Annotated in this window: 4 protein-coding genes; all 4 read left to right on the top strand. The window is 42.0% G+C overall.

The window, feature by feature from the left end; translation table 11 throughout:
- Window positions 1–1,801 (top strand): CLIPPER-2 domain-containing protein (locus tag BGO42_RS14430; RefSeq protein WP_286749436.1); only part of this gene is annotated, 1,801 nt, incomplete at its 5' end.
- A 51-nt stretch (window positions 1,802–1,852) separates the two neighbouring features.
- Window positions 1,853–2,767, top strand: coding sequence for a PorP/SprF family type IX secretion system membrane protein (locus tag BGO42_RS14425; protein ID WP_273244604.1), 915 nt, complete (start codon window positions 1,853–1,855; stop codon window positions 2,765–2,767).
- A 14-nt stretch (window positions 2,768–2,781) separates the two neighbouring features.
- Window positions 2,782–4,728 carry an OmpA family protein gene (locus BGO42_RS14420; RefSeq protein ID WP_273244606.1) on the top strand — a complete coding sequence of 649 codons (1,947 nt, stop codon included), beginning with the start codon at window positions 2,782–2,784 and terminating at the stop codon, window positions 4,726–4,728.
- A gap of 396 nt (window positions 4,729–5,124) precedes the next feature.
- Complete coding sequence (capB, locus tag BGO42_RS14415) at window positions 5,125–6,390, top strand: cysteate-C-fatty acyltransferase (protein WP_177733763.1); 1,266 nt, start codon at window positions 5,125–5,127, stop codon at window positions 6,388–6,390.
- The last annotated feature ends 93 nt before the right edge of the window (window positions 6,391–6,483 follow it).

The raw sequence follows: 6,483 nt of genomic DNA, 5'->3' as shown, positions 1-6,483 counted from the left end.
GAAAACAGCAGTATTTAACGATACGAATGCCGATACATTTGCACAGGTTGGTGAAACGATTACCTACACCTTTACGGTAACGAACACCGGAAACGTAACGGTAAACGGATTGGTGATCAACGATACACAGATCGGACTGACGAATGCAGCGGTAACACCGGCTACATTAGCACCGGGCGCTACTGGAACGGCAACCGCTACCTATGTACTGACACAAACGGACATCAATGCCGGACAAATCAGTAATACGGCTATTGCAACCGGTAGCACGCCACAAGGTGGTACGGTTCAGGATACCTCGGGTACTTCAACGACAAACGATACGCCAACGGTAACACCGTTACCGCAAAATCCGGCTATTGCTTTAGTGAAAACAGCAGTATTTAACGATACGAATACTGATACATTTGCACAGGTTGGTGAAACGATTACCTACACTTTTACGGTAACCAATACCGGAAACGTAACGATAAACGGATTGGTGATCAACGATATGCAAATCGGACTGACGAATGCAGCGGTAACACCGGCTACATTAGCACCGGGAGCAACTGGTACCGCAACGGCTACCTACGTACTGACACAAACGGACATCAATGCCGGACAAATCAGCAACACGGCTATTGCAACCGGAACCACGCCACAAGGCGGTACAGTTCAGGATACCTCGGGTACTTCAACTACAAACGATACGCCAACGGTAACACCATTAGCACAAAATCCGGAGCTGACTTTATTTAAAGAAGGAACATATCAGGATGCCAATGGCGACGGACTTGTAAACGCAGGCGATACAGTATTGTACACCTTTACAGTATCGAATACCGGAAACGTGACGATTACCAATATCGACATAACAGATCCGGCAGTTACAGTTACCGGCGGACCTTTGAGCAGCCTGGCACCGGGTGTGACAGATGCAACAACATTCACAGCCTTGTATATCATTACACAGGGAGATATCGATGACGGAGCGGTTTATAATATGGCATTAGTGGAAGGTACGGCTCCAAACGGAGATCCGGTTATGGACGATTCGGAAGATCCTACACCAATTAACCCTAATGATCCTTTAGTAGATCCAGGTTGTCCGAAATGTACCGTTACACCGTTAATCCAGAATCCGGGTATTGCTTTAATCAAAACCGGAGTGTTTAACGACAACAATCATGACGGTATTGCTCAGGCCGGAGAAACCATTACGTATAGCTTTACAGTAACGAATACCGGGAATACAAGTTTGACCAATATTACCATAACCGATCCTTTACCGGGAGTGGTAGTGACCGGCGGACCTATCAGTTTAGCTGTTGGAGCAAGCGATTCGACAACGTTCACGGCAGTATATGTAATTACGCAGGCCGATATTAATGCCGGTGCGGTAAGCAACCAGGCTTTTGTTACCGGAACAGCACCGCAGGGACAAACGGTAACCGACAGTTCGGACGACAATGATGTGATTGGCGATAATCCGACAGTGATCACGGTTGACGGATGTGCGATCAATGTCTTTAATGCAGTATCTCCAAACGGAGACGGTAGTAACGATATTTTCTATATTGCGGGTATCGAATGTTATCCGAATAATGAAATTCAGATATTCAACCGTTGGGGCGTTCAGGTCTTTGAAACAAAAGGATATAACAATACCGATAAAGTATTCAAAGGATATTCCGATGGCAGAGCAACTGTAAACGCATCAGAACCATTACCGGACGGAACCTATTTCTACATTTTGCAGTATACCACTGCAGATGGTGTGTCTCAGAACAAAAACGGATACCTGTATATTACAAGATAAATGGAATCCCGGGGGAAAGCAAGTACCCCGGGTTTATAAAACAAATAAAAAATGAGAACAAAATTTATACTTTTCGTTTTACTGTTGACCGGGATAAGCGGATTTGCCCAACAGGACGCCCAGTATACCCAGTATATGTACAATACGATTAATATCAATCCGGCCTATGCAGGCTCCAGGGGAGTAATGAGTATTTTCGGATTGCATCGTACGCAATGGGTGGGACTGGAAGGTGCGCCGGTAACCAATGCCGTATCGCTGAACACGCCAATTAACAATAGTAACTTAGGGCTGGGATTGTCATTTGTAAACGACAGGATCGGTCCGGCAGATGAAAATTCCATTTCAGCCGATTTCTCGTATACCATCAATACATCGGAAACTTTTAAACTGTCTTTCGGATTAAAAGCAACGGCGCATTTGCTGAATGTTGACTTTAACAAGCTGAATATTTATGACCATTCCGATTCGAGGTTTCAGAACAATATTGACAATAAATTCTCTCCGAATTTTGGTGCCGGAATCTATTTGCATTCCGATAAAACCTATGTTGGTGTATCGGTGCCTAATTTTCTGGAAACCAAACATTATGATAAAAGTTCTGCATCAACCGCAAAAGAAAACCTGCATTATTACGTGATTGCCGGTCATGTGTTTGAGATCAATCCGGATATAAAATTCAAACCGGCATTACTGACAAAAATTGTTAAAGGTGCCCCATTACAGGTTGACCTGTCGGCTAATTTCCTGTTGTATGACAAATTCACTGCCGGATTAGCTTACCGATGGGATGCAGCCTGCAGTGCGATGGTTGGATTCCAGATCACAAACGGACTGTTTGCCGGATATGCTTATGATATGGAAACAACAAAACTGGCAGACTATAACTCAGGATCACATGAGATTTTCCTGCGATTCGAATTGTTTAACAGAAGTAACAGAATACTGACACCAAGATTCTTCTAATTAAAGACATGATTATGAAAAAAATAGTATTGCAATTAGGTTTGCTGCTGCTGCTTTCTACAAGTGTATATTCGCAAAAAGGAAAGATTGTTTCCGCTAATAAAGAATATGACAATTACGCTTATGTAGATGCCATTAAAACCTATGAAAAAATAGCCGACAAAGGATACAAGTCGGTTGAAGTACTGCAAAAATTAGGAGATTCCTATTATTTCAACGGAAAACTGGAATCGGCTGCAAAATGGTATGGCGAATTGTTTGCGATGTCGAAAGAGGTTGATGCCGAATATTATTACCGGTATTCCCAGTCGCTGAAATCCATAGGAGAATATGAAAAGGCCAATCAGATGCTGGCGAAATTCAATGAGAAAAATGCAAACGACGTAAGAGGTAAAGAATATAAAAACCAGACCGATTACCTGGAAATCATCAAACAGAATTCCGGGCGTTACACTATTGATAATGCCGGAATCAACACTCAGTATTCCGATTACGGAAGTTCTTTCTTTGAAAATAAAGTGATCTTTACTTCGGCAAGAGATACTTCGGGTGTATTCAGCAAACGGGTACATACCTGGACAGGAGAATCGTTTACCAATCTGTATGTGGTAACGCTGAACGAAGACGGTTCGGTAACCAACCCCGAACGATTTGCAAAAGAGATCAGTACCCGGTTTCACGAAGCGACCCCGGTATTTACAAAAGACGGCAAAACGATGTACTTTACCCGTAACAACTATAATAACGGTAAAAAAGGAAAAGACAGCCAGAAAACAACGCTGCTGAAAATTTACAGGGCAACCTTAAAAGACGGTAAATGGACAGCTGTTACCGAACTGCCTTTTAACAGTAATAGCTACAGTACGGCACATCCGGCATTAAGCCCGGATGATAAAACCTTGTATTTTGCGTCCAATATGCCCGGAACACTGGGACAATCGGATATTTTTAAAGTAGCCATTAAAGAAGACGGAAGTTTTGGTACACCGGAAAATTTAGGCACAACAATCAATACACCGGGAAGAGAAACCTTTCCGTTCGTATCGGCAGATAACGAACTTTATTTTGCTTCCGACGGCCATTTGGGATTGGGAGGTCTGGATATTTTTGTTTCCAGATTATCAAAAGAAGGAACTTTCAAAACGGTACAGAATATTGGCGCACCGGCAAACAGTCCGAAAGACGATTTCAGTTTCCTGATCAATACCACCACTAAAAAAGGATTCCTGAGTTCGAACAGGGAAGGCGGACAGGGAACGGATGATATCTATAAGTTTACAGAAAACCAGCCGTTACAATATGCCTGCGAACAGCTGCTGGCCGGTATCGTTACCGATACGGATACTGCAGCACCATTGCGCAATGCGACCGTTACCCTGTTTGATGAAAACTTTAAAGTAGTGAAAACATTTACTACCGATGCGGCCGGAAATTACAATTTTGGCACTGTGGACTGTCAGCGAAAATACTTTGTAAAAGCAGAACTGCCGGGTTACAACACCAGAGAGTTAAGCGTTATTATTCCAAATACTTCCGGAAGTACGAACCTGCCGGTAGCCTTGGATAAAACCGTTAAACCGGTTCAGAAAGGTGATGACCTGGCTAAAACATTCGGAATCAGAATTATCTATTTTGATCTGGACAAATGGAATATCCGTCGTGATGCAGCGGTTGACTTAGCTAAAATAGTGGAAGTCATGAAAGAAAACCCGAAAATGAAAATCGATGTCCGTTCGCATACCGACAGCCGTCAGACTCATGAATATAATGAGCGTTTGTCCGATAGAAGAGCCAGATCAACAATTGCATGGATGGTGAAACAGGGTATCGAGGTTTCGCGATTAACCGGTAAAGGCTATGGCGAAACACAATTGCTGAACAAATGTGCAGACGGGATATCATGTTCGGAAGAAGAACATCAGTTAAACAGAAGAAGTGAATTTATTATTGTTGACATGTAATATTCTGATAGAATGTATACCAATCAGTTATTATCCTTCTTTATTGGTTTATGCCTGTTTGTTTTATCCGGGCATACCCTTATAAATGGTATCATTAATAAAGAAAATCAACAGAAACGAAAGGGAATGCTCGGACTGATTGTTTCGTTCGGATTAATAATAGGGGGCTATTATTATATCCTGACCCAATAGGAACCGTTCGGGAACAGCAGCAGTATTCTTGTAAAAACAGGGTCAGAACATTTTGGCCCTGTTTTCTTTTTAGAGAACAGCTGTTAAAAAAAAGTGGCGGCAGCACACAATAAAATAGGCAGAAAACTATGCTGAAATTATTATGATGGCATATAATAAATAGTTACTTTTGGCACGTTTTTAATATACTTAATATTGAATAGTATGGTAAAAGATTTATTCGAAAGAATTCAAAGTAATAAAGGTCCTTTAGGAAAATGGGCTTCACAGGCAGAGGGATATTATGTATTTCCGAAACTGGAAGGACAACTGGGGCCTAGAATGCAGTTTCACGGAAGAGAAATTTTAAACTGGAGTATCAACGACTATTTAGGATTGGCAAACCATCCTGAAGTTCGAAAAGTAGATGCACAGGCAGCATTAGAGTATGGAGCGGCTTACCCGATGGGTGCCCGAATGATGAGCGGACACACCACGATTCACGAACAGCTTCAAAATGAATTAGCAGAATTTGTACAAAAAGAAGCAGCTTATTTATTGAACTTCGGTTATCAGGGAATGGTATCTATTATTGATGCTCTGGTAACTAAAAATGATGTGATTGTTTACGATGTGGATTCCCACGCCTGTATTATTGACGGGGTTCGTTTACACATGGGAAAACGTTTCACGTACAAACACAATGATGTAGAAAGTCTGGAGAAAAACTTGGGACGTGCTACAAAAATGGCAACGGAAAACGGAGGAGGAATCCTGGTAATTACCGAAGGTGTTTTTGGAATGCGCGGACAACAGGGGAAACTAAAGGAAATCATTGCTTTAAAAGAAAAATACAATTTCCGTTTGCTGGTTGACGATGCACACGGTTTCGGAACACTTGGTAAAACAGGTGCCGGAGCAGGTGAGGAGCAGGGTTGTCAGGATGGTATTGATGTGTACTTCTCCACATTTGCAAAATCAATGGCGAGCATTGGTGCTTTTGTAGCGGCAGATAAAGACATTATCGATTACCTGAAATACAACTTACGTTCTCAGATGTTTGCAAAATCGTTACCGATGATCATGACTATCGGAGCGTTAAAACGTTTGGAAATGTTGCGTTCCATGCCGGAACTGAAAGCAAAACTTTGGGAAAATGTAGATGCGTTACAAAACGGATTAAAATCGAGAGGTTTCAATATTGGCGATACCAATACCTGTGTAACACCGGTTTACCTGGAAGGAAGTATCCCGGAAGCAATGGTGATGGTGAACGATTTACGTGAAAATTACGGAATCTTCCTGTCCATCGTGGTTTATCCGGTTATTCCAAAAGGAATTATCCTGTTGCGAATGATTCCTACCGCTTCGCATACCTTAACGGATATCGACGAAACTTTAGCGGCTTTCGAGGCAATTCGCGAGAAATTGGTTAACGGAACCTATAAAAAAATAGCTCAGGAAACTACAGTAGACGTAAGCGCTGAATAATACCTGAAATATAAAAGTAAGAATAAACACCGGAGATCTTCTTCGGTGTTTTGCGTTTTTATACGGTGAATAACTGCTTTTTTTAACATAGCT

This window comes from Flavobacterium sp. 40-81 (assembly GCF_001898245.1).
Lineage (GTDB): Bacteria > Bacteroidota > Bacteroidia > Flavobacteriales > Flavobacteriaceae > Flavobacterium > Flavobacterium inviolabile.
This window is presented reverse-complemented; position numbering and strand designations above follow the sequence as displayed.